This window comes from Nocardioides sp. Leaf285 (assembly GCF_001422955.1).
GTDB classification, from domain to species: Bacteria; Actinomycetota; Actinomycetes; order Propionibacteriales; family Nocardioidaceae; genus Nocardioides; species Nocardioides kribbensis.
Genome location: NZ_LMNH01000001.1, coordinates 745983 through 771387 on the forward strand (window position 1 = coordinate 745983; position 25405 = coordinate 771387).

A 25405-nucleotide genomic window follows, 5' to 3' on the forward strand; every position below is an offset into this window, starting at 1 on the left:
CCGTCGCGCGGAGGCCGTGGCAGCATCCTGGCCATGACGGTGCCCCCCTCCGAGCACGCCCCCGAGCACGCCACCGAGCACGCCGGCGCCCCCGGCGATCTCGCGGCGGGCCTCCGACCGCTCGAGGGCGGCTTCTCCGGGGAGACCTTCCTGGCCGAGACCGGGGGTGAGCGCTCGGTCGTGCGGATCTACGCCGGCGGCCGGGGTCCGGTCGCGCCGTCGGTCGACGCGGCGGTGCTGCGGCTGGCGCGCGGCACGGTGCCGGTGCCGCAGGTGCTCGAGGTCAGGCACGGCGACCCCGACCGCGGGCTGCCGGGCCTGCTGGTCACCTCCTTCCTGCCGGGCACGCGCGGCGACCTGGTCCTGCGCCGCGCCGACCCGCTGGCCGACCTGCTGGCCGACCCGCTGGCCGGGTCAGCGGGTGCGGGCGCCGAGGTCGCCTCCGACGAGGCGCTGGCCGCCCTGGGTGAGGAGCTCGGTGCGGCGCTGGCTCGGCTGGCGGGGATCCGGATGCTGCGCTGGGGCCCCTTCGTCGACGCCGACCTCAGCGTCGGGGTGCACGAGCCGCCCTACGACGTCGACGGCCTGCCGGCGCTGGTGGAGGTCTACGCCGACCGCCTCGACCACCTCACGCCGGCGGAGTGGACGGGCCTGCGCGCCGCCGCCGTCGACGCCCAGGCGGCGCTCGACGCCGTCGAGGGGGTGTGTCTCGTCCACAGCGACGCCAACCCCAAGAACCTGCTCCTCGACCCCGCCCGCCCGGCCGGCGAGCGGCTCACCGGCCTCGTCGACTGGGAGTACGCCCACGCGGGGCTGCCCTTCACCGACCTGGGCAACCTCGTGCGCCACCACCGGGCCCCGGTCTTCCAGGACGCCGCCGTCGCGACGTACGCCGACGCCCTGGGCGTCGGCGTGCAGGAGGCCCTGGTGCTCGCCCGGGCCGCCGACCTCGGTGCGCTGGTCGACCTCGCCTCGCGACGCGGCGACAACCCCGCCGCCGCGCGCGCCGACGTCCTGCTCCGCGCGATCGCCCGAGCCGGCGACGCGGCGGCCGACGAGCCCGCGGGCTGAGCCCCGCCGAGGGCGTGTCGGCACAGGGGTGCGGGTTGGACTGCCACGCGCGCCGCGGCGTAGTCTGGCAAGGCGCCTGAAGTCTGCCTGCGTCCCAGACGGAGTGGACCCTCGCTCGCTACCACGCCCAGCCGCCTCGCCCACCGCGTCGCGATCGCCCCGGGCACCGATCCACCGGTAGTGAAACCCGACCTCGGGCGTGCCCGCACGACTTCTGCCCATCCAAGGAAACACTTCCCTTATGACGAGCACCATCTCCATTCTTCCCGACTACGACGCGCCTCAGGTCGCGATCAACGACATCGGGTCGGAAGAGGACTTCCTCGCCGCCATCGACGCGACGATCAAGTACTTCAACGACGGCGACATCGTCGCCGGCACCATCGTGAAGGTCGACCGCGACGAGGTCCTGCTGGACATCGGCTACAAGACCGAGGGCGTCATCCCCTCGCGTGAGCTGTCGATCAAGCACGACGTCGACCCCGCCGAGGTCGTCTCGGTCGGCGACGAGGTCGAGGCCCTGGTCCTCCAGAAGGAGGACAAGGAAGGCCGCCTGATCCTGTCCAAGAAGCGCGCCCAGTACGAGCGCGCCTGGGGCACCATCGAGCAGGTCAAGGAGGAGGACGGCGTCGTCGAGGGCACCGTCATCGAGGTCGTCAAGGGCGGCCTCATCCTCGACATCGGCCTGCGCGGCTTCCTGCCGGCCTCCCTCGTGGAGATGCGTCGCGTCCGCGACCTGCAGCCCTACGTCGGCCAGACCCTCGAGGCCAAGATCATCGAGCTCGACAAGAACCGCAACAACGTGGTCCTGTCCCGCCGTGCCTGGCTCGAGCAGACCCAGTCGGAGGTCCGCCACGGCTTCCTGACCCAGCTGCAGAAGGGTCAGATCCGCAAGGGCGTCGTCTCCTCGATCGTCAACTTCGGTGCGTTCGTGGACCTCGGCGGCGTCGACGGCCTGGTGCACGTCTCGGAGCTGTCCTGGAAGCACATCGACCACCCCTCCGAGGTCGTGGCCGTGGGCGACGAGGTCACCGTCGAGGTGCTCGACGTCGACATGGACCGCGAGCGTGTCTCCCTGTCGCTCAAGGCGACGCAGGAGGACCCGTGGCAGCACTTCGCCCGGACCCACCAGATCGGTCAGATCGTGCCCGGCAAGGTCACCAAGCTGGTGCCCTTCGGCTCGTTCGTCCGCGTCGAGGAGGGCATCGAGGGCCTGGTGCACATCTCCGAGCTCGCCGAGCGTCACGTCGAGATCCCCGAGCAGGTCGTCCAGGTCAACGACGACGTCATGGTCAAGATCATCGACATCGACCTCGAGCGTCGTCGCATCTCGCTGTCGCTCAAGCAGGCCAACGAGACCGCCGCGGCCGCCGACGTGGAGGAGTTCGACCCGACCCTCTACGGCATGACCGCGACCTACGACGAGCAGGGCAACTACGTCTACCCCGAGGGCTTCGACCCCGAGACGGGCGAGTGGCTCGAGGGCTTCGACGAGCAGCGCGCGGTCTGGGAGGAGCAGTACGCCAAGGCGCACGCTCGCTGGGAGGCCCACGTCAAGCAGCAGGCCGAGGCCAAGGTGGCCGAGGTCGAGGCCGGCGAGGCCACGTCGTACTCCTCGGGCTCGACCGAGGACGAGACGGAGTCCGAGGGCGGTTCGCTGGCCTCCGACGAGGCGCTCCAGGCCCTGCGCGAGAAGCTCACCGGCGGCGCGAGCTGATCTGCAGCACCCCGTAGCACCCGCACCACGCAGCACCCCGCACGACGCCCGAGGGCCCGGTCACCGAGAGGTGGCCGGGCCCTCGTGGCGTCGGCGGGCGGGGCTGGTACTTTGCCGCCCATGATGGTCTCCCACGAGGCGCGCGTGCTCTTCGTCCACGTGCAGAAGACCGGCGGGTCGACCATCGACTCGATGCTCCAGGCGGTGCTGCCCGACGTCGCCTACGTGCGCGACCTGCCGCAGGGCCGCCACGCCCAGCTGGGTCCGGCGCTCAGGCAGCACCCCGAGCTCGCCGACTACTGGATCTTCGGCTTCGTGCGCAACCCGTGGGCCCGGCTGCTGTCGTGGCACTCCATGATCAAGCGCAACGAGCGGTACGTAGCCGAGGGCAACGCCAAGGCCGCCGAGCGGCTCGCGGGCAACCGGCTGTGGCGCCTGGTGCAGGAGCGCTACCCCGACTTCGAGTCCTTCGTGATGGAGGGACTCGACCGGCAGGGGCAGCTCAACAGCCCCCAGATCGCCTACCTGCGCACCAAGCAGCGCACGGCCGACTTCATCGGTCGCCAGGAGAGCTTCGAGGCCGACCTGCGCACCGTGCTCGACCGTCTCGGCGCCGAGTGGCCCACCGAGATCCCGCGGTTGAACTCCGGCACCCCCACCGACTACCGCGAGCGCTACACCGACGCGATGCGCGACAAGGTCGCCGAGGTCTTCGCCCGCGACCTCAAGCGCTTCGGCTACGAGTTCTGAGGTGCGCGTCGGACTGACCGGGGGCGTGGCCTCGGGCAAGAGCACGGTCTCCGGCCTGCTGCGCGAGCTGGGCGCCGTCGTCATCGACGCCGACCAGCTCGCCCGCGAGGTGGTCGAGCGGGGCACCCCGGGGCTGGCCCGGGTGGTCGAGGAGTTCGGCGAGGGAGTGCTGACCCCCGAGGGCGACCTCGACCGGCCGGCGATGGGGCGGCTGGTGTTCGGCGACGAGCAGGCGCGGCGTCGTCTCGAGGCGATCGTGCACCCGCTGGTCTTCGAGCGCTACGCCGAGGCCGAGGCGGCCGCGGGGCCCGACGACCTGGTCGTCCACGACATCCCGCTGCTGGTGGAGTCGGGGCGCGCCGGCGACTTCGACGCCGTGGTCGTCGTCGACGCCCCGCGTGAGCTCCAGCTCGAGCGCATGGTCGGCGACCGCGGCTGGACCCGGGAGGACGCCGAGTCGCGCATCGCCGCCCAGGCCACCCGCGAGCAGCGGCGCGCGGTGGCGACGTACGTCGTGGACAACACCGGCTCGCTGGAGGACCTGCGCGCCCGGGTGGCCGAGGTGCACGCGCGTCTGGTCGCCGGGTGAGACGCCGCGCTGCGGGGACGCGGCGGGCGCGGCGGTAGCCTCGCAGGTCGACGACGAGGAGGTCGACATGGTGGCGAGCCGATCGGCGCGCGAGCGCAAGGCCAGCGCGGAGGGTGGTGCCCTGGCGCTGGTGAGGATCGAGGTGGGAGCCGACGAGGCCTTCGTCTACAAGATCAGCTGCGTGCGCTGCTCGACCACGACGGCCAAGGGCACCCGGGCCTGGTGGACCTTCCGTCCCGGCGAGGACAACGGCTACCTCGCGGCCATGGACCGCTGGACCTTCCACCTCACCGAGCGTCACCCCGAGGTCGAGGCGCCCTGCCTGGCCTACCTGGAGGCCGCGCAGCAGCGGCTCCAGGAGCGTCGCGCCGCCCGCGGCGGCTCGTAGCGGGCCCGCGGCACCTCCGGGACGCACGAGAGCCCCCGCCCGAGGGGCGGGGGCTCTCGTCGGTCGTGCGTGCGGTCAGGCGGCCGAGCCGGCGGCCAGGTCGGGGTCGGCGAAGCGGCGCAGCTTCTGCAGCGCCTCCCGCTCCAGCTGGCGGACCCGCTCGGCGGAGATGCCGTGCTTGGCGCCGATGTCGGCCAGCTTGTGCTGGCGTCCGTCGGTGAGGCCGTAGCGCGAGCGGATGATGTCGGCGGCCCGGTCGTCCAGGTGCCCGACGAGGGCGTTGAGACGGTCGCGCGACTCGGTGTCGAGGACGGTCAGGTCGGGACCGGGGGAGGTCTCCTGGGCCATCAGGTCACCGAGGCTGGTGTCGCCGTCCTCGTCGACGGGGGTGTCGAGGCTGACGTGCTCGCGGCCCCACGACATGAGGTCGAGCACGCGGTCGACGTCCATGCCGAGCTCGGCGGCGATCTCGGCCGGCTCGGGGTCACGACCCAGCTGGCGCTCCAGGGTCCGGCGCGCGCCGCCGACCTGGTTGAGCTCCTCCACGACGTGCACGGGCAGGCGCACGACGCGCGCCTGCTGCGCGATGCCGCGGGTGATGGCCTGGCGCACCCACCACGTGGCGTAGGTCGAGAACTTGTAGCCCTTGGTGTAGTCGAACTTCTCGACCGCCCGGATGAGGCCGGTGTTGCCCTCCTGGATCAGGTCGAGCATCGGCATCTGGGCCCGGCCGTACTTGCGGGCGATCGACACGACGAGACGCAGGTTGGCGGTGATGAAGGTGTCCACTGCCTTGCGGCCCTCCTCGGCCAGCCACTCCAGCTCCTCGGCGTTGGCCGAGAGGGGGGCGCCGCCCTTGCGACGGCCGATGCGGCCCTGAGCGAGGAGGTGCTCGGCCATCAACCCCGCCTCGATCGTCTTCGACAGCTCCACCTCCGTGGCGGCGTCGAGGAGCGCGTTCCGGGCGATCTCGTCGAGGTAGAGGCCCACGCTGTCGCGGCCCTCGATCTCTCGGGTGGTCGATGTGGCCCGGGTGCGGGTGGCGGTGCTGCCGGTGCTGCTAGCCATCGGGACCCTCTCCTTCTGCTCGTGGGCGCAGTCGGTGCGTCTCACGTCGTGTTCAACGCCCACCGTGGCCGGAGGATTCCGGTCCTTCGCGGTGGGCCTTCACCCAGCACGACGCTCGGCGACCACCGAGAGTTGCGTGACCAGTCAACTCTCAGCCACTTCTCAGAACCTCACCCCCAAGGACCGGTCGGCCGCCGGTCCGGGCGCCGTCCGGCGGCCCACCGCGCCCGGACGGCGCCCCTCACCCGCTCACCGGGGTGTGGTGCCGGCCAGCCCCATCCGGTCCAGGATCCACGCCAGGGTGAAGGCCCGGTCGTGCCACGACTTGTAGCGCCCGGAGACCCCGCCGTGGCCCCCGGCCATCTCGGTGCGCAGCAGCACGTGGGGGCGGGAGTCGGGCCCGGTGGCCCGCAGCTTGGCCACCCACTTGGCGGGCTCGACGTAGAGCACCCGGGTGTCGTGCAGCGAGGTCTCGGCGAGGATCGGGGGGTAGGCCTGGTCGCCCACGTTGTCGTAGGGCGCGTAGGAGGCCATGTAGGCGTAGACCTCCGGGTCGGCCTCGGGGTTGCCCCACTCGTCGTACTCGGTGACCGTCAGCGGCAGGGTGGCGTCGAGCATCGTGGTGAGGGCGTCGACGAAGGGCACGCCCGCGACGATGCCGCCGAAGAGCTCGGGGGCCTGGTTGGCCACGGCGCCCATGAGCATGCCGCCGGCGCTGGCACCCTCCGCGACCAGGGTGTCGGGGGTGGCCCAGCCGGTGTCGACCAGGTGGCGGGCGCAGGCCACGAAGTCGGAGAAGGTGTTCTTCTTCCTGGTCGTCTTGCCCTGGTCGTACCACCGCCGGCCCATCTCGCCGCCGCCGCGCACGTGGGCGATGGCGAAGGCCGCGCCCCGGTCCAGCAGCGAGAGGCGCGCCACCGAGAAGTAGGGGTCGATGGAGGCCTCGTAGGAGCCGTAGCCGTAGAGCAGGGTCGGCACCGGTCGGGTGCCGCCGCCGTCGTCCTCACGCGCGCCGATGCGGCACACGACCGAGATCGGCACCTGCTCGCCGTCGTCGGCGGTGGCCCACAGCCGGTGCTCCTCGTAGTCGGCGGGGTCGTAGCCGCCGAGCACCGGGGTACGGCGCAGCAGGGTGAGCTCGCGGGTGCGCACGTCGTAGTCGTAGACCGACGACGGCACGGCCAGGGTGGTGTAGCCGATGCGCACGACCGGCTGGGCGAAGCCGGGGTTGCCGCCCGAGCCGACGGTGTAGACCGGCTCGTCGAACTCCACGAGGTAGTCCTCGCCCACGCCCCCGGGGCCGAGCTCGAGGATGCGCAGCTGGGTCAGGCCGTTGCTGCGCTGGTGGACCACGAGGTGGCCGGCGAAGGCGTCGACGTCCTCCAGGCGCACGCTCGGGTCGTGGGCGATGAGCGGGGTCCAGCCGCTGGCGGGCGTCGGGGCCAGGGGCGCGGTGGCCAGCTCGAAGTCGGGGCCGGTGGCGTTGTGGGTGACCAGGAAGAGGTCCTCACCGGCGATGACGGCGTGGTCGAGGGAGTACTCCACGTCCTCGACGCGCTCGGCGAAGACCTGCCAGGCGGCCTCGGGCGTGCCGGGCTCGGCGTGGGTGTCGAGGTAGCGGTACTCGCTGGTGGTCTTCGAGCCCACCGCGACCACCAGGAAGCGCTCGGAGCGGGTGCGCCCGACCCCGGTGAAGAAGCGCCCGTCGGTCTCGTGGTGGACCAGCTCGTCGTCGGCCTGGGCCGTGCCGAGGCGGTGGCGCCACACCTTGTCGGGGCGCCAGGACTCGTCGACGGTGGAGTAGAGGCAGTCGACGCCGTTGGGGTGCCAGGTCACCCCGCCCATGACACCGGTCAGCTCGTCGTCGAGCAGGTCGCCGGTCGTGAGGTCCTTGAAGCGCACCGTGTAGCGCTCGTCGCCGACGGTGTCGACGGCGTAGCCGAGCAGGCGCCCGTCGAGGCTGACGGCCGAGCCGCCGAGGGAGAAGAACTCGTGGCCCTCCGCGAGCGCGTTGAGGTCGAGCAGCACCTCCTCGCCGGGCAGGGCCGGCTCGTCGGGGGCGCAGTCCTCGGCCGGCTGCGGCGGCGTCCAGTCGTCGGGGTCGGTGACCGGCACGCGGCAGCTCGCGCCGTACTCACGGCCCTCGAAGGAGCGGGCGTAGTACCAGTGACCCCGGTTGCGGGTGGGCACCGACAGGTCGGTCTCGCGGGTGCGCGCCTTGATCTCGTCGAAGACCTGCTGCCGCAGGTCGCCCAGGTGGGCCGTGCGCGCCCGGGTCCAGGCGTTCTCCGCCTCGAGGTAGCCGGTGACGTCGTCGGACTCCTTCTCCCGCAGCCACTCGTAGTCGTCGGTGCGCGTGAGCCCGTGGATCTCGCGGCTGGTGGGGCGTCGGTCGGCCACCGGCGGGGCCGAGGGGGCCGCCGGGGCCTCGGCGTCGGGGGTGGCGGTGCCGGACGGTGCGGCGGAGGACTCAGACATGCAGCCGACCCTAGCCAGCGCTCCGGCGGCGCGACCGGCCACGGGTCGGTAGCGTCGCGACGTGCCCGTGGACCTGAACGCCGACCTCGGCGAGGAGATCACCGACGACGCCGCGCTGCTGGGCGTCGTGACCAGCGCCAACGTCGCCTGCGGCTACCACGCCGGCTCCGCCGCGATCATGCGCGCCGTGTGCGAGCAGGCCGTGGCCGCCGGGGTGGCGGTGGGGGCCCAGGTGTCGTACGACGACCGGGCCCGCTTCGGGCGCGTGGCCCTCGACGTCGAGCCCGACGTGCTGCGCGAGCAGGTCGCCGACCAGGTGGGGCTGCTGGCGGGGGTCGCTCGGGCCGCCGGCACCCGGGTCACCTACGTCAAGCCCCACGGCGCGCTCTACCACCGCACCCTCGACGACGCCGCACAGGCCGCGGCGGTGCTGGCGGGGTCGGTCACCGACGACGGGGCCCTGCCCGTGCTCGGCATGCCCGGGGTGCTGCTCGACCTCGCGCGCGACGGCGGGCGGCGCACCGTGCTCGAGGGCTTCCCCGACCGCGGCTACACCCCCGCCGGGCGGCTGGTGCCGCGCTCCGAGCCGGGGGCGGTGCTCGACGACGACGCCCTCGTGGCGGCGCGGGCGGTCACGCTCGCGACCCGGGGGAGCGGCGCGCTCGTGGGGCGGCCGGTCGCACGCGGGGTGGAGTCGGTGTGCGTGCACGGGGACCACCCCGGGGCGGTCGAGCGGGCCCGGCGGGTCCGTGCGGCCCTGGAGGCGGCAGGTCTCGTCCTGCGACCCTTCGCCCCGCCGGGCGCCGTCGAGGGGCGGACCGGGTGAGCCGGCGGGGCGACGGGCGGGGAGACGGGCGGGGACACGGCGCGGCGGGGGGCTCCGCCACCGAGGGTGCGGTCGGCGACGGAGTGCTCGGTGACCCCGGGAGCGACCTCGTGGGTGCGCGCCGGGTGCTGCCCTACGGCCCGCACGCCCTCCTCGTGGAGGTGGGCGGCGCCGGTGCCGCAGCCGCGCTGGCCTCGTGGCTGCGGGCGCTGCGCCTGCCCGTGGCCGACGTGGTGCCGGCCGCTGCCACCGTGCTCGTCGACGGGCTGGCCGACGCCGCCGCCCACGCCGCGGTGCGCGACGCGGTCGCGCGCTGGCGCCCCACGGGCCGGGCGACCGACGGGCCGCTCGTGGTCCTTGAGGTCGACTACGACGGCGAGGACCTCGCCGACGTCGCCGCCCTGTGGGGCTGCTCGGTGCAGGAGGCGGTCGCGCGCCACTCAGCCCTCGAGCTCACGGCCGCCTTCTGCGGCTTCGCCCCGGGCTTCTCCTACCTCGTCGGGCTACCCGCCGAGCTCGCGGTGCCGCGCCTGGCCACCCCCCGCACCCGGGTGCCGGCCGGGTCGGTGGCGCTGGCCGACCGCTGGTGCGGGGTCTACCCCACCGCCTCGCCGGGCGGCTGGCGGCTGATCGGTCGCACCGACGCCGTGCTGTGGGACCCCGACCGGCTCGACCCGGGCCCGGCGCTGCTGGCCCCGGGCACGCGGGTGAGGTTCGTGGCGCGGTGAGGGGTGGGGCGGTCGGCGTGGGTCCGGGGTGGACGTCATGCGAGTGGTGGATGCGCATCCACCTTCCGCATGACGTCTGCTGGCATGACCTCTCCTGCCACGACGTCCCCGGGCACGCGGGTGGGCTTCGTGGCGCGGTGAGGGGTGGCGCGGTGGGCGTGGGTCCGGGGTGGACGTCATGCGAGTGGTGGATGCGCATCCACCTTCCGCATGACGTCTGCTGGCATGACCTCTCCTGGCACGACGTCCCCGGGCACGCGGGTGGGCTTCGTGGCGCGGTGAGGGGTGGCGCGGTGGGCGTGGGTCCGGGGTGGACGTCATGCCAATCGTGGATGCGCATCCACCCTTCGCATGACACTCCGGGGTGCGACGTCCCCGGGCGTCGCGGCCGCAGCGGGTGCGCGTGACCGGGGACGTCACGCGGTCGGCGGCCGGGGGTCCTGCGGGTCACGTGGAGGTGCTCGACCCCGGGCCGCTGACCCTGGTGCAGGACCGCGGCCGTCCCGGGCACGCCCATCTCGGGGTGCCGCGCGCCGGGGCCCTCGACCCCGCGGCCGCCGCGCTCGCCGGGCGACTGGTGGGCAACGGGCCCGACGACGCCGTGCTCGAGGTGCTGCTCGGCGGTCTGGTGCTGCGGTGGGGCCCGGTCGGGGCGTGGGTGGCCGTCACCGGCGCCCCCGTCACAGTCTCGGTCGACGGCCGCGCCCGGTCGACCGGCCGCGCGGAGTGGGTGCCGGCGGGCGCGACGCTGCGCCTGGGCCCGCCGCCGGTCGGGCTGCGCTCGTGGGTGGCCGTCGCCGGCGGGATCGCGACCGACCCCGTGCTCGGCTCACGCTCGCGCGACACCCTGGCCGGGGTCGGTCCGGCCCCGCTGGCGCCCGGCGACGTGCTGCCGCTCGGCCCGCGGCAGGCCCCTCCGGCCCCGGTGGTGGTGCCGCCCGGTCCGGCGTACGACGGGGCGCTGGGGGTCTCCGAGGGGCCGCGGGCCGACTGGCTCGGCCGCGCGGGGTGGGAGCGGCTGCTGGCCACGCCGTGGCGGGTCGGCGGTGGCTCCGACCGGGTGGGGCTGCGGCTGGAGGGCGAGCCGCTCGCGCGGGCGCGCGAGGGCGAGCTGGCCAGCGAGGGGGTGGTGCTCGGTGCGGTGCAGCTGCCTCCCGACGGCCGGCCGGTGGTGTTCCTGGCCGACCACCCGACGACCGGCGGCTACCCGGTGGTCGCCGTGGTGGTGGCCGAGCACGTGGCCCGCTGCGCCCAGCTCAGGCCCGGGGACCCGGTGCGTCTGGTGGCGCGCTGAGGCCGCCGGCCTCATCGCCGGCCTCATCGCCGGTGTCCTCCCGGTCCTCCCGGTCCTCCCGGTCCTCCCCGTCGTCACGCGTGCTGTCGGCGGCACCCTCGCCCGCGACGTCGGTGCTCCCGTCCGCGTCGGTCGCCGTGTCGCGCCCGGCGGGTCCCACGGGCTCGGCGGGCGCGGCGGGCTCGGGCGGCAGCCAGGCGTGCAGCTGCGGGTCGTCGGCGGCGTAGGAGCGCACCGGGCCGGCGGGGGTCTCGGCGGTCTCGAAGCGCACGGTGACGACGCCGCGCCCCGAGCCCCACACCCAGCCGCGGCCCATCTCGTCGTGCTCGACGTCGAGCCCCGGCGGCCAGGTCTCGCGGCGCCGCATGGTCGGCAGGTCGACGGGCACCTCGGGCTCGGGCTCGGCGTCGGTGCCACCGAAGAGGTCCTCCTGCACCCAGTCGGCCAGTCCGGAGACGCCGACCCCGAGCAGGCGCACGCCGCCGCTGAGGTCGGCGCTGGCGAGCAGGTCGCCGAGCAGGGAGCGGGCGACCCGGGCGATGGTGCCGGCGGTGTCGGTGGGGGACGGCAGGGTGCTCGAGCGGTTGACCGTGGTGAAGTCGTGAAGCCGCACCTTGATCGTGATCGTGCGACCCGACAGCCCGTGCTTGACCAGCCGCGCGGCCACCTCGCCGGCCTGGCGGGTGAGCAGCCCCTCCATCAGCCGGCGGTCGGTGAGGTCGGTGTCGTAGGTGCCCTCGACGCTGACCGACTTGGCCTCGCGCTCCGCGACCACGGGGCGGTCGTCGAGGGCCCTGGCCAGGTGCCACAGGCCGGTGCCGTGGGAGCGGCCCACGATCCGCACGAGCTCCTCGGCGCTGACCGCCTCGAGGTCGGCGACGGTGACGATGCCGGCGCGGCGCAGCCGCTCCGCCGTGGCCGGCCCGACGCCCGGGATCACCGTGGCCTTCATCGGGCGCAGCAGCTCCTGCTCGGTGCCGGGCGCCACCACCGTCAGCCCGTCGGGCTTGTCGAGGTCGCTGGCGACCTTGGCGATGAACTTGCTGGTGCCCAGACCCACCGAGGCCGTCAGACCGCCGGTCGCCGCCGAGACCTCCCGGCGCAGCCGCTGGGCGAAGGCGGTGACGGTGGGCGTCTCGAGGTCGGGCAGGTCGGCGCGCTCGAGGTCGACGAAGGCCTCGTCGAGCGAGAGCGGCTCCACCAGCGGGGACACCGCGCGCAGCAGGCCCATGACCACGCCGCTGGCCTCGCGGTAGGCGTGGAAGCGCCCGGTGAGGAAGGCGGCGTGCGGGCACCGCGAACGCGCCTCGCGAGTCGACATCGCCGAGTGCACCCCGAAGACCCGGGCCTCGTAGGACGCGGTCGACACCACGCCCCGGCCGCCGACGCCGCCGACCACGACGGGCTTGCCGCGCAGGGACGGCTTGTCGCGCTGCTCGACCGAGGCGAAGAAGGCGTCGAGGTCCAGGTGGAGGACCGAGGCCTGGGCACGCACGTCGGCAACGTACCCGCCGGCCCCGTCCTCACCCGCGACGACACGGGAGCAGGGGCACCGCGCCGGCCGCCGCTCTTGCGCCCCGGCGCGCCCGGGCCCCGAGCGCTCCCTCCCCGGAGGCGGCCCCCGGTCGGGGATCCCGCACCGAGGACCACGAGTCGTCCACCGCGACCCGTGCGCCCAACCCTCTCCACAGGCCTCGCGGTGCGCCCGGCGCGTGCGGCTGCGGCGGGGGAGCGTCGTGCCATGACCACGACTCCCGGTGCCCCCGGCTCCCCCCGCCCCGTCCCGTCCACACCGCGCGCCCCGGCCGCCACGGCCCCGCTGGTCGCCCGCACCCCCGAGGACGTCCTCGCCATGGTGCCGGCGGTGCTCGGCTTCACCCCGACGCAGTCGGTCGCCATGCTCACGCTCGGGGCCGCGCGGGCCTTCCACGCGCGCGTCGACCTGCCCACCGCGGCCCAGCTGGCCCAGGAGCCGGACGGCCTGACCGAGATGGTCGACCTGCTCCGGCAGCCGTGCGTGCGCCACCGGGTGCGTGCCGTGCTGCTGGTCGTCTTCAGCGACGACGAGCACACCGCGCTCGCCGCGCGTCGCGCCCTCGTGCCGGCCTTTCGGGGGAGCGGCATGGAGGTGGTCGACGTGCTGCGCGCCGACGGCCGCCGCTGGTGGCCGATGCTGCGCCGTCACCCGGGAGCGCCGCCCTGGGGAGTGCCGTACGACGTCAGCGAGCACCCGTTCGTGGCGCAGACCGTGCTCGCGGGCAAGGTCACCCACCCCACCCGCGAGGACCTCGACCGCTCCCTCGACCCCGGCCCGGCCGAGGTCGCGGCCCACGCCCGGGTCGCGTGCCTGGTGGCCCAGGGGCCGCTCGCCCCGCGGGGCGACACCCCGGCGGAGCTGGTCGAGGCGATGGCGCTGCGCGACCTGCTGCTCGACCACCACGTCGACGGCACGCTGCCCGACCCCGAGGAGGTCGCCCGGCTGCTGCTCGCGCTGCGCAGCCCGCGGCTGCGCGACCTGACCTGCGCGCTGGTCGAGCGCCGCGAGGCCGCCGCATGGGCCGAGCTGTGGCGCGGGGTCCTGCGGCTCACGCCGCCCGAGCTCGTCGTCGGTCCCGCCACCGTCACCGCGTTCTGCGCCTGGCTCGCGGGGGAGGGGGCGCTGGCCTGGTGCGCCCTCGACCGTGCGCTGGCCGTCGACCCCGACCACTCCTTCGCCGGTCTGGTCGGCGGGCTGCTGACGGCCGCGGTGCCGCCGGCGGCGTGGGACGCGCCGGGCGGCCCGGGCCGCTCCGACCTGGTCGCCCTCCTCGAGGAGATCGAGGAGCTCGAGGAGCTCGACCGACGAGGGGAGCTCGACGACGACCCCGACGCGGGCCGCGACCACGGCTGGTAGGACGGGACCGGCCGCAGGCGGCCGGAGCCGTGGTCCCCTGCGCCATCCGCGTCATCCCGGCGACGCGCGCGGCTGCGGGCGGACGACGTGGGCGGGTGCCGTCGGCGGGGTGACGTCAGCGGGGTGAGGCGGCCGGCCGCCGGGGGCCCTAGGGTCGCGGCATGGGCGAAGAGGTGGAGGCGCAGGAGTTCTCGCGCGCAGACCGGACCAGGCACCGCGAGAAGGTGCGCCGCTGCCTCGACGTGTTCGCACGCATGCTGCGCGAGGCGCGCTTCGACACCGACGACCCGATGACCGGGCTCGAGGTCGAGCTCAACCTCGTCGACGACCGCGGCGACCCGGCGCTGAAGAACGCCGAGGCCCTCGAGGCGATCGCCGACCCCGACTTCCAGACCGAGCTGGGCCAGTTCAACATCGAGATCAACGTGCCCCCGGCCCGGCTGCGCGAGGGCGGGCTGCGCACCTTCGAGGACACCCTGCGCACCAGCCTCAACGAGGCCGAGCGCCGCTCCTCGCAGGTGGGGGCCCACCTGGTGATGATCGGCATCCTGCCCACCCTGGCCGAGGGCCACATGGGCATGCACAGCATCAGCTCCAACCCCCGCTACCGCCTGCTCAGCGACCAGATCCTCCACGCCCGCGGCGAGGACCTGACCATCGAGATCGCCGGGGCCACCGAGCGGCTCGACACCACCTCCGACTCGATCCTCCCGGAGGCGGCCTGCACCTCCACGCAGTTCCACGTGCAGACCTCGCCCGACCAGTTCGCGGCCTACTGGAACGCCTCGCAGGCCATCGCCGGCGTGCAGGTGGCGACCGCGGCCAACGCGCCCTACCTGCTGGGCAAGGAGCTGTGGCGCGAGACCCGCATCCCCCTCTTCGAGCAGGCCACCGACACCCGCAGCGAGGAGCTCAAGGCCCAGGGGGTGCGCCCGCGCGTGTGGTTCGGCGAGCGGTGGATCACCACGGTCTTCGACCTCTTCGAGGAGAACGTCCGCTACTTCCCGGCCCTGCTCCCCGTCACCGAGGAGGAGGACCCGCTCGAGGTGCTCGAGGCCGGCGGCACCCCCGCCCTCGCCGAGCTGCGGCTGCACAACGGCACCATCTACCGGTGGAACCGTCCGGTCTACGACGTCGCCGACGGGGTGCCGCACCTGCGCGTCGAGAACCGGCTGCTCGCGGCCGGGCCCACCGTCGCCGACACCGTCGCCAATGCCGCCTTCTACTTCGGTCTCGTGCGCGCCCTCGCCGAGAGCGAGCGGCCGCTGTGGTCGCAGATGTCGTTCAGCGCCGCGGAGGAGAACTTCCACGCCGCCGCCCAGCAGGGCATCGATGCCCAGATCTACTGGCCCGGCGTCGGACAGGTGCAGGCCACCGAGCTCGTGCTGCGCCGGCTGCTCCCGCTGGCCCACCAGGGCCTCGAGGCGTGGGGGGTGGAGGCCGCCGACCGCGACCGCTTCCTCGGGATCATCGAGCAGCGCTGCCTGACCGGCGTCAACGGCGCGCAGTGGTTCGCGGCGCGCATGGCCGAGCGCGCGGGGGAGGACCGCTACGACGCGCTGCGCGCGGTGCTCCTCGACTACACCGAGCGGATGCACACCAACGAGCCGGTGCACACCTGGACCTGAGCGCGGCCCGGTCGGGTGTCGCGCCGCCCGTGCCTCACCGCACCCGCAGGCGCCGCCAGCTCCGCCCCACCCCACTGCGGGGGTCGCGCCAGGCGGTGCGGCTGACCACCACCATCACCAGCGGCAGCTCCGCCTCCGCGTAGGCCGCCCGGGCCGCGGCCAGCCACGCGAGGTCGACGTCCTGGAGGGCGAGGTCGCCCAGCCGCACCAGCCACACCACCGGCGCCGTGGGGGCCGTGGGGGCCGTGGGCGCCGCCTCGCCCCGGCCGTGCCGCGTCCGGCCCGCCGCGGCCATGAGGTCCGCGCGGCGCACCATGGCCGCCACCACGTCGGAGCGCAGCGCCGGGTCGAGGTCGGGGTCGTCGGTCCGCGGCACGAAGAGCGCGGTCGGCCCGCCCGGCACGCCCACGTGCAGGACGGGTGGGCGCACCCGGGTCGGGCCCGAGAGCGCCACGTCGAGCACGGCGCGTCGCAGCAGGGCCTCCAGCCCGGGCGCGAGCGGCTCGGTGAGACCGCACGCGTCGCCGGGGCCGAGGGCGCGACGTACGGGTGGGTGGGGCACCGCCCTAGGGTGCCCGCCGGGATCCCCCGGCGCGCCTCGTCGTCCACAGGCTCCCGGAGCGCGCGCGGATCGGTTAAGTTGCCCGGAGACGATCGACCCGACGACGAGTCGGTCGAGCCGACGACGAAGGAGTGCCGATGGGGACCGTGGTGGTCGGATACGTGGCGAAGGCCGAGGGCGAGGCCGCCCTCGACAAGGCGATCGAGGAGGCCACGCTGCGCGGCAAGAAGCTCGTGGTGGTCAACTCCCACCGCGGCGGCGCCGAGTTCGACGAGCACGCCTCCACCAAGGCCGAGGCCGACATGGACGCCGTGCGCGCGCGCCTGGAGGCCTCCGGCGTGGAGTTCGACCTGCGCCAGCTGGTGCGCGGGTTCGAGCCCGCCGAGGACCTCATCAGCATCGCCGAGGCCAACGACGCCGAGCTGCTGGTCATCGGCCTGCGCCGCCGCTCGCCCGTGGGCAAGCTGATCCTGGGCAGCAACGCCCAGCGGATCCTGCTCGACGCCCACTGCCCGGTGCTCGCGGTCAAGGCCGACTGAGCCCGCTCCCCGCCGGCGCGGCTGGCCCGTCGCGGGGCCCTGGGACAGGATGGCGCCATGGCCATCCACATCACCGGCGACGACGCCGCCGACCAGGTGCTCTCCGACGACCCCTTCGCGCTGCTCGTGGGCATGATGCTCGACCAGCAGTACCCGATGGAGCACGCCTTCCGTGGCCCGGCGAAGGTCCTGGAGCGCCTCGGCAGCCTCGACCCGGCGCGCATCGCCGCGGCCGACCCGGAGGAGTTCGCGGCGCTGTGCGCCCAGCCGCCGGCCATCCACCGCTTCCCCGGGTCCATGGCCTCGCGGCTGCAGGAGCTGGCCCGCATCGTCGAGGACACCTACGACGGCCACGCCGAGCGGCTGTGGACCGAGGCCGCCGACGGACGCGACTTCCTCCAGCGGATGACCGCCCTGCCGGGCTTCGGCAAGCAGAAGGCGCAGATCTTCGTCGCACTCGTGGCCAAGCAGCTCGACGTGCGCCCCGAGGGGTGGGAGAAGGTCGTGGGCGACTACGCCCACGAGGGCTACCGCTCCGTCGCCGACGTCGTCGACCCCGCCTCGCTGCAGAAGGTGCGCGAGCACAAGAAGGAGATGAAGGCCGCGGCCAAGGCGAAGGCCGGCGGCTGACGGCCCTGACCCGCGGTCTGAGAGCCCCGTTCACCTCCCGGCCACCCGCCGGTCGTCGTGCCGTACGCCGCCCCGGGCCGACCCGCCCGGGGCGCTCCGGGCCCGGCCGGATGCGGTGTGCTCAGGGCCCCCGTGGCAGAATGACAGCGCGGCTCTTGACGACACCGGGCCTCGCCGCGCCCCCACGCCAGTTGACGAGAGGTGTTCGTGTCCTCGAACGCACGCAAGATCCCTGCCGAGGTGCTCGCCCACCCGGCTGTCGCGTCCCTCATCGAGCAGGGCACCCCCTCCGGGAGCGTCAGTCCTGAGGAGGTGCGCCGGGCCAGCGAGGACGCAGCGGTCGAGCCGCGCCACCTCAAGGCGCTGCTGGCCCACCTCAGCGAGATGGGTATCTCGGTGAACGTGCCGGCCGCCTCGCTGCGCGCCGTCGCCGCCACGTCGACCCGCAAGACCACCACCGCCAAGACGGCCAAGAAGGCGCCGGCCAAGGCCGCCGCCACCAAGGCCGCTCCGGCCAAGGCCGCCGCCACCAAGACGGCGGCCAAGACCACCGCCGCCAAGACGACCGCGGCCAAGACCGCCGCCGCGAAGAAGGCCGCCGCCGCCGAGGTGCCGGTCGTCACCGAGGAGCCGGTGCTCGGCCCCGACGGCAAGAAGATCCTGCCCGACGTGCCCGACGAGCAGTTCGAGAAGGACGTCAAGGCCGACCCGACGATCGTCGAGGACGAGAAGCAGGCCTCCTTCGTCGTCTCCGCCGCCGACGACACCGACGAGCCCGAGCAGCAGGTCATGGTCGCGGGCGCGACCGCCGACCCGGTGAAGGACTACCTCAAGCAGATCGGCAAGGTCCCGCTGCTCAACGCCGAGATGGAGGTCGAGCTGGCCAAGCGCATCGAGGCCGGCCTGTTCTCGGAGGAGAAGCTGGCCAAGGGCGGCAAGATCAGCGCCAAGCTCCTCGAGGAGCTGGAGTGGATCGCCGAGGACGGCCGTCGCGCCAAGAACCACCTCCTCGAGGCCAACCTGCGCCTCGTGGTCAGCCTGGCCAAGCGCTACACCGGCCGCGGCATGCTCTTCCTCGACCTGATCCAGGAGGGCAACCTCGGTCTGATCCGCGCGGTTGAGAAGTTCGACTACACCAAGGGCTACAAGTTCTCGACCTACGCCACCTGGTGGATCCGTCAGGCCATCACCCGCGCGATGGCCGACCAGGCCCGCACCATCCGCATCCCGGTGCACATGGTCGAGGTCATCAACAAGCTCGCCCGCGTCCAGCGCCAGATGCTCCAGGACCTGGGCCGCGAGCCCACGCCGGAGGAGCTGGCCAAGGAGCTCGACATGACCCCCGAGAAGGTCATCGAGGTCCAGAAGTACGGCCGCGAGCCGATCTCGCTGCACACGCCCCTGGGTGAGGACGGCGACTCGGAGTTCGGTGACCTCATCGAGGACTCCGAGGCCATCGTGCCCGCCGACGCGGTGTCCTTCACGCTGCTCCAGGAGCAGCTGCACGCCGTGCTCGACACGCTCTCCGAGCGTGAGGCCGGCGTGGTCTCGATGCGCTTCGGCCTCACCGACGGCCAGCCGAAGACCCTCGACGAGATCGGCAAGGTCTACGGCGTGACCCGCGAGCGGATCCGCCAGATCGAGTCGAAGACCATGTCGAAGCTGCGTCACCCCTCGCGCTCGCAGGTCCTGCGCGACTACCTCGACTGAGGTCCACCCCGGCGCACCGACGCCTCCCGGACGCCCCGTCCGCGCCACCCGGCGCAGGCGGGGCGTCCGACGTCGGGCTCCGCCGCCCGAACCACCGACCCCTCCGCCGGTGTTGCCCGGCGGTTCCTGGCGGGCCTCCGGCGCCGGTCGGGGGAGCGCTCAGGAATGCCGGGGGCGGGACCGGCCTTGGACCCCTGTGACCTCCCGGAGCACCCCGACCACCCCGACGACCTCCACCGCACCGACGGCGGCGGGGCGCGGTGGCCCCCGCGCCGGGGCGGCCGGCGTCGCCTTCGCCTTCCTGGTGGTGATGCTCGGCGCGACCCTCCCGACGCCCCTCTACCCGCTCTACGAGGCCGACCTCGGCTTCGGCCAGGCCACGGTGACCCTGGTGTTCGCGGCCTACGCCGTGGGGGTGCTCGCCGCGCTGCTGCTGCTGGGACGCGCCTCCGACGCGCTGGGACGCCGACGGCTGCTGCTGGTCGCCGTGGCGGTCTCGGCGCTCAGCACGCTGCTCTTCGCCACCACCCCCGACCTCTCGGGCCTCTACCTCGGGCGCGTGCTCTCCGGCCTCAGTGCCGGCATCGCCACGACCACGGGCACCGTCTACCTCGTCGAGCTCGCCCCCGAGGGCGGCCAGGCCCGCGCGTCGCTGCTGGCCACGGTGGTCAACATGACCGGCCTCGGCCTCGGCCCGCCGCTGGCCGGGCTGGTCTCCGAGCTGGCCCCGGCCCCGCTGGTCACGGCGTACGTCGTGCACCTCGGCCTGCTCGCGCTCGCGGTGCCGGCCCTGCTGCTGGCGCGCGAGGTGGTCGTGGCCCCGGGCGCCTCCCTGCGACCCGAGCGCCCGAGCGTGGCCGCCGAGGCCCGCGCGGTGTTCGTGCCGGCCTCGCTGGCCGCCTTCGCGGCCTTCGCCGCGCTCGGGCTGGTCACCGGCGCCACGGCCGGCATCCTCGGGCAGGTGCTCGGGGTGAGCGACCGGGCCGCGGTCGGGTTCGTCGTGCTGACCCTCTTCGCCGCCTCCGCCCTGGCCCAGGTGGGCCTGCGCGGCGTCGCGACCCGGACCGCCCTCACCTCCGGCTGCCTGGTGCTCGTGCTGGGCGCCGGGGTGCTGGCCGCGGCGCTGCTGGCCGAGTCGGTAGCCGTGCTGGTCGCGGCGCTGGCGGTGATCGGCGTCGGGCAGGCCCTGGCCTTCCGTGCCGGCACCGCGGCGATCACCGCCGCCGCACCGGCCGCCGAGCGCGCGCGCACGGTCACCAGCTTCTTCCTCGTGGCCTACCTCGCCATCTCCCTGCCCGTCGTGCTGCTCGGCGCGGCGTCGCTGCGCTGGGGGCTGCGCGAGGCCACCCTCGGCTTCGCCGGCGGGGTCGCCCTGATCGCGCTGGCCTCCTTCGTCGCCCAGCTCGTCGTCGAGGGCCGCGGCACCTCCGACCCCCGAGGCTGACGTCATGCGGGGGGTGGATGCGCTTCCACGGAGCGCATGACGTCCCGTGGTGCGGGGCGGGGGGTGGCTCGCGCACCGCGGCCGGTGCTGTGGCGTCATGCGGGGGGGTGGATGCGCATCCACGAAACGCATGACGTCCCGTGGTGCGCGCGGGGGCGGCTCGCGCGCGGGCGCCGAGGCTGACGTCATGCGGGGGGTGGATGCGCATCCACGCAGCGCATGACGTCCCGCAGGAGGCAGCGGTGCCCACGTCCGGGGCCGGCCCCGCCGACTCACCCACCCGAGGGGGTGCAGAAGTTGGGCCGGTGAGGTTGAGTGGGGCCAGAGGACGGTCGCAGCCAGGCCGCCCCAACACCGACCCGCGGTCGATCCGACCGGTCCGGACCAGGAGGGGGCCCGTTTCCGTCATGACCACCCACACCTCGCACCTCGCGCCACCCGAGCCGAGCCTGCAGACCCTCGCCGACGCCGACGTCCTCAGCGGACGCGACGCGGTGGCCGCGGCGGCGGCGTACGTCGCGGCCCAGGCGCTCGCCGACGGCCCGGTGGGCCGCGTCGGGCTGGAGCTGGAGCTGCACCTGGTCGACCTGGCGCGCCCCGCGGAGCGGGTCGCCTGGGCCGACGTGATGGCGCTGGTGGCCGCGATGCCCGCCATGCCGTCGGGCAGCTCGGTCACCCTCGAGCCCGGGGGACAGCTGGAGCTCTCCACCCCGCCCCACGCCGACGTCGTCAGCTCCGTGGCCGCGCTGCGGGCCGACCGCGACGTGCTGCGCGCAGCCCTGGCCGCCCGCGGCTACGCCGCCGTGCCGCTGGGCGCCGACCCCGTGCGCCCGCCGCGCCGGGTCAACCCCCACGCCCGCTACGACGCCATGGAGCGCCACTTCGCCGCGCGCTCCTGCGCCGGCGCCGGGCTGGCCATGATGACGGCCACCGCCGCCCTGCAGGTCAACCTCGACGCGGGTCCCGCCGCGGGCTGGTCTGACCGGCTCGCGCTGCTGCGCTCGCTCGTGCCGGTGCTGGTGGCGGCCTCGGCGGGCTCGCCGTACCTCGGTGGGCGCAGCTCGGGCTGGAGCTCGATGCGCCAGGAGACCTGGCAGGGCATCGACTCCGGGCGCAGCGACCCGGTCACCTCCGGCGAGCCGGGCGTGGCCTGGGCGCTCTACGCCCTCGACGCCCCCGTGATGCTGGTGCGCGAGGGTGCGGCGATGCGCGCGGTCACCGAGCGGGTCACCTTCGCGGCCTGGCTGCGCGACCCCGCGCTCATCGGTCGGCCGGCCACGCTCACCGACCTCGACTACCACCTGACCACGCTCTTCCCGCCGGTGCGCCCGCGTGGGTACGTCGAGATCCGCTGCGTCGACGCCCTGCCCGACCGCTGGTGGCCCGCGGTGGCCGCCCTGGTCGTCGGCCTCGTCGACGACCCCGTGGCCGCCGACCTCGCCGCGGAGCTGTGCGAGCCCGTGGCCGGTGCCTGGGAGCGCGCCGCCCGCGACGGCGTGACCGACCCCGACCTGCGCCGCGCCGTCGCCGGCTGCACCGACCTGGCCGCCCGCCGCGCCCCCGCGGGACTGCGCACCGAGCTCGAGGCCCTCGCGACGCTGGTCGCCGACGGCTCCTCGCCGGGCCAGGAGCTGCGCGCGGTCGCCGACACCCGGGGCCCGCTGGCCCTGCTCGAGGAGGAAGCCCGTGCCTGACCCCGCCGCCCGCACCACCCACGACGTCACCCCCGACGTCACTCCCGACCCCACTCCCGACCCGGCCCTCGGCGCCACTCCTGCCACCTCGCTCGACCTCCGCGAGCGCGCCGCGCGGGGCCTGGAGGCCTCGCGCGCGCGCACCCTGGGCCTCACCGACCTCGACGAGCCGGAGCTGACGGCGCAGCACAGCCCGCTGATGAGCCCGCTGGTCTGGGACCTCGCCCACATCGGGCAGCAGGAGGACCTCTGGCTGCTGCGCGGCGGGCGCACCGAGGCCCAGGGCCTCCTGCCCGCGCGCATCGAGAAGCTCTACGACGCCTTCGAGCACCCCCGTGCGACGCGCGTGGGCCTGCCGCTGCTCACGCCGCGCGAGGCGCGGTCCTACCTCGCCGACGTGCGCGGGCGCGTGCTCGACGGGCTCGAGGCCGCCGCCGTCGACGACGCCGAGGCGCTCTTCGCCTTCGCGATGGTCGAGCAGCACGAGCAGCAGCACGTCGAGACCATGCTCGCCACCCACCAGCTGCGCGACGGCACCCCGCTGCTGGGCGCGGGTGCGCCCCTGCCGCCGGGCCGCCCGCTGCCGGCCGACGCCGTGCCCGTGCCCGCCGGGCCCTTCGTGCTCGGCGTCGACGGCACCGCGGAGCCCGACTCCCTCGACAACGAGCGCCCGGCCCACGTGGTCGACCTGCCGGCCTTCTCGATCGCGCGGCGCCCGGTCACCAACGCCGAGTGGGCCGCGTTCATGGCCGCGGGGGGCTACGACGACCCCGCCTGGTGGTCCGAGCGCGGCTGGGCCCACCGGGTCGAGGCTGGCCTGGAGCGGCCGCAGTTCTGGTCGCCCGACGGCTCGCGGCGCCGCTTCGGCGTGGTCGAGGACGTGCCGCCCGACGAGCCCGTGCAGCACGTGTGCTTCTTCGAGGCCGAGGCCTACGCCGCCTGGGCCGGCGCCCGCCTGCCCACCGAGCAGGAGTGGGAGAAGGCCTGCGTCTGGGACCCCGCCCTGGGCCGGCGGCGCCGCTGGCCGTGGGGCGACAGCGAGTGGACCCCCGCCCTGGCCAACCTCGGCGGCGACGCGCTGCGCCCCGCCCCGGTCGGTGCCTACCCCGCCGGCGCCTCGGCCTACGGCGTGGAGCAGATGGTCGGCGAGGTCTGGGAGTGGACCACCTCGGGCTTCGAGCCCTGGCCGGGCTTCGCCCCGATGCTGTACGCCGACTACAGCGCCCCCTTCTTCGGCGGCGACTACCGCGTGCTGCGCGGCGGGTCGTGGGCCGTTGGCGGGGCGAGCATCCGCCCGTCCTTCCGCAACTGGGACCACCCGCAGCGGCGACAGATCTTCAGCGGCCTGCGACTGGCGTGGGACGGTGTGTAGGCACCTGGCGTGGCTGGGGGAGCCCCGGAGCGTGGCCGACCTCGTGCTCCGCCCGCCGCACGGCCTGCTCACCCAGTCCTACGCGCCGCGCCGCCAGGCCCGCGGCCTGATGAACGCCGACGGCTGGGGCGTCGGCTTCTTCGCCCCCGACCGGGGGGAGCCGGTGCGCTGGCGCTCCTCGCGCCCGCTGTGGGCCGACCCGTCCTTCGCCTCGGTCGCGCCGGTGCTGACCTCCGGGGCCGTGGTCGCCGCGGTGCGCTCGGCGACCGTGGGGATGCCGGCCGACGAGACCGCCGCCGCGCCCTTCACCGACGGTCGCTGGCTGCTCTCGCACAACGGGTCGGTCGACCGCGCCGCGCTGCCGGCGACCCACGCGGCCGAGTCGGTCTGCGACTCGGCCGTGCTCGCCGCCCACGTGCTCGCCGAGGGGCCCGACCGGCTGGCCGCCACCGTGCTCGCCGTGGCCGAGCGGGCGCCTGCGGCGTACCTCAACCTGCTGCTGGGCGACGGCGAGCGCGTGCTCGCCACGACGTGGGGCGACCCGCTGTCGTACCTGGTCGAGCCCGACGGGGTGGCCGTGGCCAGCGAGCCCTGGGACGACGACCCGCGCTGGGTCGACGTGCCCGACCGACACCTGATCGAGGTGACCTCGTCCGGGGTCGCCGTGACCCCCCTGGAGAGCTGACATGCCCGCCCCCGAGACCCCCGGCGCCATGGGCGTCCACCTCGACCCCGGCGCCCTGGCCCGGCAGATGGCCGACGATGTGCGCGACGGGCTGGCCCGCAGCCCCAAGGTGCTGCCGCCGAAGTACTTCTACGACGGTCGCGGCAGCGAGCTCTTCGACCAGATCACGCGGTTGCCGGAGTACTATGCGACCCGCACCGAGCGCGCCATCCTGGAGACGCAGGCCCGTGCGGTCGCCGCGGCCGCCGGAGCCGAGACCCTGCTGGAGCTGGGCAGCGGCACCTCGGAGAAGACCCGTCTGCTGCTCGAGGCGATGACCGAGGCCGGCACGCTGCGCCGCTTCGTGCCCTTCGACGTCGACCCGGTGGTGCTCGAGGAGGCGAGCCTCGCCGTGCACACCGACTTCCCGGGCCTGGCCGTCGAGCCCGAGGTGGGCGACTTCGAGAAGCACCTCGGCGAGCTGCCCCGCCACCCGCGCACCGCGGTCGCCTTCCTCGGGTCCACCATCGGCAACCTCGACCCCGACCAGCGCCGCTCCTTCCTCGCCGGTGTGCGGGGCGTGCTCGGCGAGGACGGCTGCTTCCTGCTCGGCACCGACCTGGTCAAGCCGGTCGAGCGGCTCGAGCGGGCCTACGACGACGCCGCGGGCGTCACCGCCGCCTTCAACCAGAACGTGCTGCACGTGATCAACCGCAGCCTGGACGCCGACTTCGACGTCGACGCCTTCGCCCACCGCGCGGTCTGGGTGCCCGAGCACGAGTGGGTCGAGATGCGCCTGGAGTCGCTGCGCGAGCAGACGGTGCGCCTGGTGGCCCTGGACCTGGAGGTCCGCTTCGCCGCCGGGGAGCAGATGCGCACCGAGATCTCCACGAAGTTCCGCCGCGAGGGCGTCGAGGCCGAGCTGGCCGCCGCGGGCCTGCGGGTCGAGGAGTGGTGGACCGACCCGGCCGGCGACTTCGCGCTCTCGCTGTCGCGCCCGGCCTGAGTCCGGGAACGCCGACGGCCCCGGACGTGGAGTCCGGGGCCGTCGGGGCGTAGGTGGGGTGGGACCGTGTGGGTCGGTGTCAGCTCAGGAGCCGGCGGCGGGGGAGCCGCTGAGCTTGTGGGTCTCGTCGACGACGTTCGCCGCGACCTCCTTGAGCTTGTCACCGTGCTCCCGGGCGTGGTGGGCGCAGAAGAGCAGCTCACCGCCCGACTGCAGCTCCACACGGAGGTAGGCCTGGGCGCCGCAACGGTCGCAGCGGTCTGCGGCAGTCAGCGCAGAGCTGGGGGCAAGTGCAGTAGTCACATCGGCCTCATTTCTAGATCATCCGGTGTTGATCTCAACGTAGCGGCGGGG

Annotated in this window: 23 protein-coding genes; 18 read left to right on the forward strand and 5 right to left on the reverse strand. The window is 74.7% G+C overall.

What is annotated here, in order from left to right; translation table 11 throughout:
* Positions 1-33 precede the first annotated feature (33 nt).
* From ASF47_RS03465 to ASF47_RS03485, 5 genes are all read left to right on the forward strand, one after another.
* Positions 34-1071 (forward strand): phosphotransferase, encoded by a 1038-nt coding sequence (locus ASF47_RS03465; RefSeq protein WP_056862553.1) that lies wholly within the window; start codon positions 34-36, stop codon positions 1069-1071.
* A gap of 241 nt (positions 1072-1312) precedes the next feature.
* Entirely contained in the window at positions 1313-2788 is a 1476-nt protein-coding gene (rpsA, locus tag ASF47_RS03470; protein ID WP_056862554.1) for a 30S ribosomal protein S1, read from the forward strand.
* A gap of 120 nt (positions 2789-2908) precedes the next feature.
* Complete coding sequence (locus ASF47_RS03475; protein ID WP_056862555.1) at positions 2909-3538, forward strand: sulfotransferase family 2 domain-containing protein; 630 nt, start codon at positions 2909-2911, stop codon at positions 3536-3538.
* A 1-nt stretch (position 3539) separates the two neighbouring features.
* The gene (gene coaE / locus ASF47_RS03480) at positions 3540-4127 is read left to right on the forward strand and encodes a dephospho-CoA kinase (RefSeq protein ID WP_056862556.1); all 588 of its coding nucleotides are present in this window, start codon (positions 3540-3542) and stop codon (positions 4125-4127) included.
* A 67-nt stretch (positions 4128-4194) separates the two neighbouring features.
* Positions 4195-4515, forward strand: coding sequence for a hypothetical protein (locus tag ASF47_RS03485; protein ID WP_056862557.1), 321 nt, complete (start codon positions 4195-4197; stop codon positions 4513-4515).
* A 75-nt stretch (positions 4516-4590) separates the two neighbouring features.
* Here ASF47_RS03485 and ASF47_RS03490 read toward each other — a convergent pair whose 3' ends face one another.
* On the reverse strand, positions 4591-5583 hold the full coding sequence (locus ASF47_RS03490) for a sigma-70 family RNA polymerase sigma factor (RefSeq protein ID WP_056862558.1): 993 nt from the start codon (positions 5581-5583) through the stop codon (positions 4591-4593).
* Between the two features lie 249 nt (positions 5584-5832).
* On the reverse strand, positions 5833-8061 hold the full coding sequence (locus ASF47_RS03495) for a S9 family peptidase (protein WP_056862559.1): 2229 nt from the start codon (positions 8059-8061) through the stop codon (positions 5833-5835).
* A 61-nt stretch (positions 8062-8122) separates the two neighbouring features.
* Between ASF47_RS03495 and pxpA the strand changes: the two genes are divergently transcribed.
* The 3 genes from pxpA (at position 8123) to ASF47_RS03510 (ending at position 10909) form a co-directional block, all read left to right on the forward strand.
* Positions 8123-8887 carry a 5-oxoprolinase subunit PxpA gene (pxpA, locus tag ASF47_RS03500; protein ID WP_056862560.1) on the forward strand — a complete coding sequence of 255 codons (765 nt, stop codon included), beginning with the start codon at positions 8123-8125 and terminating at the stop codon, positions 8885-8887.
* An 83-nt stretch (positions 8888-8970) separates the two neighbouring features.
* Complete coding sequence (locus ASF47_RS03505) at positions 8971-9615, forward strand: 5-oxoprolinase subunit B family protein (protein WP_082499946.1); 645 nt, start codon at positions 8971-8973, stop codon at positions 9613-9615.
* A gap of 403 nt (positions 9616-10018) precedes the next feature.
* Positions 10019-10909 carry a biotin-dependent carboxyltransferase family protein gene (locus tag ASF47_RS03510; protein WP_056862951.1) on the forward strand — a complete coding sequence of 297 codons (891 nt, stop codon included), beginning with the start codon at positions 10019-10021 and terminating at the stop codon, positions 10907-10909.
* Here ASF47_RS03510 and ASF47_RS03515 read toward each other — a convergent pair.
* On the reverse strand, positions 10872-12404 hold the full coding sequence (locus ASF47_RS03515; protein WP_082499947.1) for a DNA polymerase IV: 1533 nt from the start codon (positions 12402-12404) through the stop codon (positions 10872-10874). The genes ASF47_RS03510 and ASF47_RS03515 overlap by 38 nt on opposite strands.
* A 246-nt stretch (positions 12405-12650) precedes the next feature.
* Between ASF47_RS03515 and ASF47_RS03520 the strand changes: the two genes are divergently transcribed.
* Positions 12651-13802 carry a DUF4192 domain-containing protein gene (locus ASF47_RS03520; RefSeq protein WP_056862561.1) on the forward strand — a complete coding sequence of 384 codons (1152 nt, stop codon included), beginning with the start codon at positions 12651-12653 and terminating at the stop codon, positions 13800-13802.
* Positions 13803-13963: 161 nt separating this feature from the next.
* Positions 13964-15430 carry a hypothetical protein gene (locus tag ASF47_RS03525; protein ID WP_056862562.1) on the forward strand — a complete coding sequence of 489 codons (1467 nt, stop codon included), beginning with the start codon at positions 13964-13966 and terminating at the stop codon, positions 15428-15430.
* A gap of 34 nt (positions 15431-15464) precedes the next feature.
* On the opposite strand, the gene ASF47_RS03530 is transcribed toward ASF47_RS03525, so the two are convergent.
* The gene (locus tag ASF47_RS03530) at positions 15465-15992 is read right to left on the reverse strand and encodes a hypothetical protein (protein ID WP_056862563.1); all 528 of its coding nucleotides are present in this window, start codon (positions 15990-15992) and stop codon (positions 15465-15467) included.
* A gap of 137 nt (positions 15993-16129) precedes the next feature.
* Between ASF47_RS03530 and ASF47_RS03535 the strand changes: the two genes are divergently transcribed.
* The 8 genes from ASF47_RS03535 to egtD all read left to right on the forward strand — a co-directional run bounded on the left by ASF47_RS03535 (position 16130) and on the right by egtD (position 25051).
* Positions 16130-16531 carry a universal stress protein gene (locus ASF47_RS03535; RefSeq protein ID WP_056862564.1) on the forward strand — a complete coding sequence of 134 codons (402 nt, stop codon included), beginning with the start codon at positions 16130-16132 and terminating at the stop codon, positions 16529-16531.
* A gap of 57 nt (positions 16532-16588) precedes the next feature.
* A complete protein-coding gene (locus tag ASF47_RS03540; RefSeq protein ID WP_056862565.1) occupies positions 16589-17161 on the forward strand; it encodes an HhH-GPD-type base excision DNA repair protein in 573 nt (190 codons plus the stop codon).
* Between the two features lie 384 nt (positions 17162-17545).
* Positions 17546-18871 (forward strand): RNA polymerase sigma factor, encoded by a 1326-nt coding sequence (locus tag ASF47_RS03545; protein WP_200918959.1) that lies wholly within the window; start codon positions 17546-17548, stop codon positions 18869-18871.
* A 196-nt stretch (positions 18872-19067) separates the two neighbouring features.
* Complete coding sequence (locus ASF47_RS03550; RefSeq protein WP_200918928.1) at positions 19068-20315, forward strand: MFS transporter; 1248 nt, start codon at positions 19068-19070, stop codon at positions 20313-20315.
* A gap of 407 nt (positions 20316-20722) precedes the next feature.
* Positions 20723-22009, forward strand: a complete 1287-nt coding sequence (gene egtA, locus ASF47_RS03555; RefSeq protein WP_056862567.1) for an ergothioneine biosynthesis glutamate--cysteine ligase EgtA — start codon at positions 20723-20725, stop codon at positions 22007-22009.
* A complete protein-coding gene (gene egtB / locus ASF47_RS03560) occupies positions 22002-23381 on the forward strand; it encodes an ergothioneine biosynthesis protein EgtB (protein WP_200918929.1) in 1380 nt (459 codons plus the stop codon). The genes egtA and egtB overlap by 8 nt, the downstream gene beginning before the upstream one ends.
* Before the next feature lie 31 nt (positions 23382-23412).
* On the forward strand, positions 23413-24066 hold the full coding sequence (gene egtC, locus ASF47_RS03565; RefSeq protein WP_200918930.1) for an ergothioneine biosynthesis protein EgtC: 654 nt from the start codon (positions 23413-23415) through the stop codon (positions 24064-24066).
* A gap of 1 nt (position 24067) precedes the next feature.
* On the forward strand, positions 24068-25051 hold the full coding sequence (gene egtD / locus ASF47_RS03570) for an L-histidine N(alpha)-methyltransferase (RefSeq protein ID WP_235558607.1): 984 nt from the start codon (positions 24068-24070) through the stop codon (positions 25049-25051).
* Positions 25052-25135: 84 nt separating this feature from the next.
* On the opposite strand, the gene ASF47_RS03575 is transcribed toward egtD, so the two are convergent.
* A complete protein-coding gene (locus ASF47_RS03575) occupies positions 25136-25354 on the reverse strand; it encodes a DUF7455 domain-containing protein (RefSeq protein ID WP_056862569.1) in 219 nt (72 codons plus the stop codon).
* Between the last annotated feature and the right edge of the window lie 51 nt (positions 25355-25405).

Bases quoted from the DNA above. Each gene is read 5' to 3' on its own strand.
- ASF47_RS03485 (WP_056862557.1), top strand. From the start codon at position 4,195: ATGGTGGCGAGCCGATCGGCGCGCGAGCGCAAGGCCAGCGCGGAGGGT.
- ASF47_RS03520 (WP_056862561.1), top strand. From the start codon at position 12,651: ATGACCACGACTCCCGGTGCCCCCGGCTCCCCCCGCCCCGTCCCGTCC.
- ASF47_RS03535 (WP_056862564.1), top strand. From the start codon at position 16,130: ATGGGGACCGTGGTGGTCGGATACGTGGCGAAGGCCGAGGGCGAGGCC.
- ASF47_RS03465 (WP_056862553.1), top strand. From the start codon at position 34: ATGACGGTGCCCCCCTCCGAGCACGCCCCCGAGCACGCCACCGAGCAC.
- ASF47_RS03540 (WP_056862565.1), top strand. From the start codon at position 16,589: ATGGCCATCCACATCACCGGCGACGACGCCGCCGACCAGGTGCTCTCC.
- egtD (WP_235558607.1), top strand. From the start codon at position 24,068: ATGCCCGCCCCCGAGACCCCCGGCGCCATGGGCGTCCACCTCGACCCC.
- ASF47_RS03495 (WP_056862559.1), bottom strand. From the start codon at position 8,061: ATGTCTGAGTCCTCCGCCGCACCGTCCGGCACCGCCACCCCCGACGCC.
- ASF47_RS03475 (WP_056862555.1), top strand. From the start codon at position 2,909: ATGATGGTCTCCCACGAGGCGCGCGTGCTCTTCGTCCACGTGCAGAAG.
- ASF47_RS03490 (WP_056862558.1), bottom strand. From the start codon at position 5,583: ATGGCTAGCAGCACCGGCAGCACCGCCACCCGCACCCGGGCCACATCG.
- ASF47_RS03545 (WP_200918959.1), top strand. From the start codon at position 17,546: ATGGGTATCTCGGTGAACGTGCCGGCCGCCTCGCTGCGCGCCGTCGCC.
- rpsA (WP_056862554.1), top strand. From the start codon at position 1,313: ATGACGAGCACCATCTCCATTCTTCCCGACTACGACGCGCCTCAGGTC.
- ASF47_RS03525 (WP_056862562.1), top strand. From the start codon at position 13,964: ATGGGCGAAGAGGTGGAGGCGCAGGAGTTCTCGCGCGCAGACCGGACC.
- egtA (WP_056862567.1), top strand. From the start codon at position 20,723: ATGACCACCCACACCTCGCACCTCGCGCCACCCGAGCCGAGCCTGCAG.